4 protein-coding genes and 1 pseudogene are annotated in these 2,438 nt (G+C 47.8%); 3 read left to right on the plus strand and 2 right to left on the minus strand.

All coding sequences use genetic code 11. The features are described from left to right. Positions 1–604: group II intron maturase-specific domain-containing protein (locus PSE6802_RS30555; RefSeq protein WP_036945755.1), on the plus strand; the 604-nt coding region annotated here is incomplete at its 5' end. 332 nt (positions 605–936) lie between these two features. Here the strand turns inward: PSE6802_RS30555 and PSE6802_RS0127095 are convergent. Together PSE6802_RS0127095 and mazE are read right to left on the minus strand one after the other, a co-directional pair. After that, a complete protein-coding gene (locus PSE6802_RS0127095; protein WP_019503153.1) occupies positions 937–1,311 on the minus strand; it encodes a type II toxin-antitoxin system PemK/MazF family toxin in 375 nt (124 codons plus the stop codon). After that, on the minus strand, positions 1,304–1,528 hold the full coding sequence (gene mazE / locus PSE6802_RS0127100) for a type II toxin-antitoxin system MazE family antitoxin (protein WP_019503154.1): 225 nt from the start codon (positions 1,526–1,528) through the stop codon (positions 1,304–1,306). The genes PSE6802_RS0127095 and mazE overlap by 8 nt, the downstream gene beginning before the upstream one ends. Positions 1,529–1,787: 259 nt before the next feature. On the opposite strand from mazE, the gene PSE6802_RS0127105 reads away from it, so the two are divergent. Together PSE6802_RS0127105 and PSE6802_RS0127110 are read left to right on the plus strand one after the other, a co-directional pair. Continuing rightward, positions 1,788–2,057: a hypothetical protein gene (locus tag PSE6802_RS0127105; protein ID WP_019498561.1), complete on the plus strand. Its 270-nt coding sequence runs from the start codon at positions 1,788–1,790 to the stop codon at positions 2,055–2,057. Positions 2,058–2,221: 164 nt separating this feature from the next. Next, positions 2,222–2,438, plus strand: a pseudogene (locus PSE6802_RS0127110) (group II intron reverse transcriptase/maturase); the annotation flags it as partial.

Genomic DNA, 2,438 nt, shown 5'->3' on the forward strand with positions numbered 1-2,438 from the left:
TGCTCGCTATATGGATGACTTGGTAATTCTGGTCAAAAGTAGACGGGCAGGGCAGAGGGTGTTGGCTAATATCAGCCGATACCTGAGCCAAAAGCTGAAGCTCAAAGTAAATCGGCAGAAAAGTCGTGTGGTCAGGACTGACAAATTAGAATTTCTGGGATTTACGTTCCGAGGAATTCGGATTTGGTGGTCAGACCAAGCCTATCGGGATTTCATACATCGACTGCGGGGCTTAACGTCACGTAGTTGGGGTGTTTCAATGGAGTACCGCATGGAACGGTTGAACCGATACTTACGAGGTTGGATGAACTACTACGGCATTTCCCAGCATTACAGTCCAATTGAGCAGTTGGATGGTTGGTTGCGGCGACGAATTCGTATGTGTTACGGTCAACAGTGGCGCAGACCTCGCACTCGTATCCGACATCTGCTGGCTCTAGGCACTAGTAAACGACAGGCGATTTTGACCGGCATTAGTCGCAAAGGCTATTGGCGGTTGTCAAAGACTCTGGCAACCCATACGGGAATGACGAATCAGTGGTTACAGCAACAGGGTTGGCTTTCAGTGCGAGAACTTTGGATGAAAGTCCAGGGTTATGCCTGATTTTCTTGAGGTTTGTTTGCGCGGCGATTATGAACCGCCCGGTGCGGACCCGCATGCCGGGTGGTGTGGGAGGGAAGGGCTAAACACCCTTCTCGACCCGATTATGCACCGATCGCTTATCAATTATTTATCTTTGCGATCACCAATAATCTCTCGGAACTCATCAACGAAGCAATCCATTTTTGAGCGCCTAATCTTGGCTGAAAACAGATAACCTTAACGGACGCATCGGTTTGGCATAACGGCTGGCGCGTCACCGGACGGCGATAATGTTTGAATCATAACCGATAGCGTAAAACTCCGTTCCGTATGCACGCGCTTGTTTAGGCAAGCTACGAAGACTCAAAGGCTAAACCGAAACCAAGCTCAATACATATTGCTTTCTCGATTTCTTCCCAATAACCTTCTTCTAAAACCCCCTGTTTATTCTTAATTCTCTGAGCGTCCACAGCTCTCATTTGACTTAAGTTGATGTGTCGATCCCCATTTATTCCATTTTGTGCAGTTGGTGTAATATTCACAACGAACGGATAAGCCTTTGTTCCAGGTAACAAGGGAGCAACTATTGTCGTTGTACCATTTTGGTTGCCAATATCGTTTTGCAAAATTAGACAAGGGCGTACTTTATCAGTTTCATGACCAATAACAGGTTTCAGATCGACCCACCATATCTCTCCTCGCTTGTAAGTTAAGGTTCCGTTAGGCATTTAAACCATCGCCCACTGCAATATCCCAGACAGAAATTTCTTCCTGGAACTCTGGATCATTAGCCTGATCTTTATAGGCATCCTCTAGCTCTTTCATGAAAATCCTTTTCTTCTCTTGCCAGAGCACATCATTTATAAAGCTGCTGCGATTGCTTGCTAGCCGATCTACAAAATCCAGAACTTCGTCATCCAAGGTTATACTAACTTTCTTACTCATGGCTGCAAGCTACCTACGATAGCCTGGTAGGATTACATTGTCATACTAACAAATCCTACTTTGCTTGTCAACAATGCTGCCCGCAAAAAACTGGTGAGTAGGTTGAATGCCTAACGGCTGGGAGCTCACCGGACGGCGACTCAACTTTGCATCATAACCGATCACGTACCCCGCCGTTCCGTGTGCAGCGACTTGTGTACGCCCAGCATGGGCGTGAACTAATGGGGTGAAAGTCCCCTGTAGGAGAACCAGCGTCCAAATGATCAATTTACAGATCCGAGTGACGACCACTACTAGCTTAAGGCAAGAATGCTTTCGCGAGGAAGTGTTTGAAGGAAGCCGGATAGCAAACCGACGAGCCGACGAACAGAAATGTCATAGAAGGCTGAGACCCCTGGGTGAGTTGGCACAACACAACAAAACCTCTGGTTCAAGGGGCACAGTAAATGACACGGTTGCGGCGGGACAGTTCACGTTCTTATCTGGGGAGGTCTGTAAGGTTGCGGTTCTAAGAGTAAAGGGAGTCTGAATGAGGTAAGAGCCGGAAACGGTTAGGAAGCCACAGAACCCTAAAGCAAAAAGGACAGCCCACTAAGAGGGAACTCTTGGTGTCAAGCCTTGCAGAAGTCAGCAGAAGTCATAGTAGTCCAATCCAGGACGAAGGACAGAACATAATTGCCATAAGGAGGAGCAATGAACAACTCAGACGCATCGATGAACCCGACCGGGGGAGATGACGGATGGCGTGCTGACATAAAGCCAGCCTTAGACAACCTGATGGCGCGAATATTAGAGCGCAACAATGTGCAACAGGCATGGGGAAGGGTGAAATCGAACCAAGGAGCAGCCGGAATCGACGGTATGACTATAGGAGATTTCCTCGACTATGCAAGGGAGCATTGGACAGAGA

Source organism: Pseudanabaena sp. PCC 6802 (genome assembly GCF_000332175.1).
Taxonomy (GTDB): Bacteria; Cyanobacteriota; Cyanobacteriia; order Pseudanabaenales; family Pseudanabaenaceae; genus PCC-6802.

Bases quoted from the DNA above. Each gene is read 5' to 3' on its own strand.
- mazE (WP_019503154.1), bottom strand. From the start codon at position 1,528: ATGAGTAAGAAAGTTAGTATAACCTTGGATGACGAAGTTCTGGATTTT.
- PSE6802_RS0127095 (WP_019503153.1), bottom strand. From the start codon at position 1,311: ATGCCTAACGGAACCTTAACTTACAAGCGAGGAGAGATATGGTGGGTC.
- PSE6802_RS0127105 (WP_019498561.1), top strand. From the start codon at position 1,788: ATGATCAATTTACAGATCCGAGTGACGACCACTACTAGCTTAAGGCAA.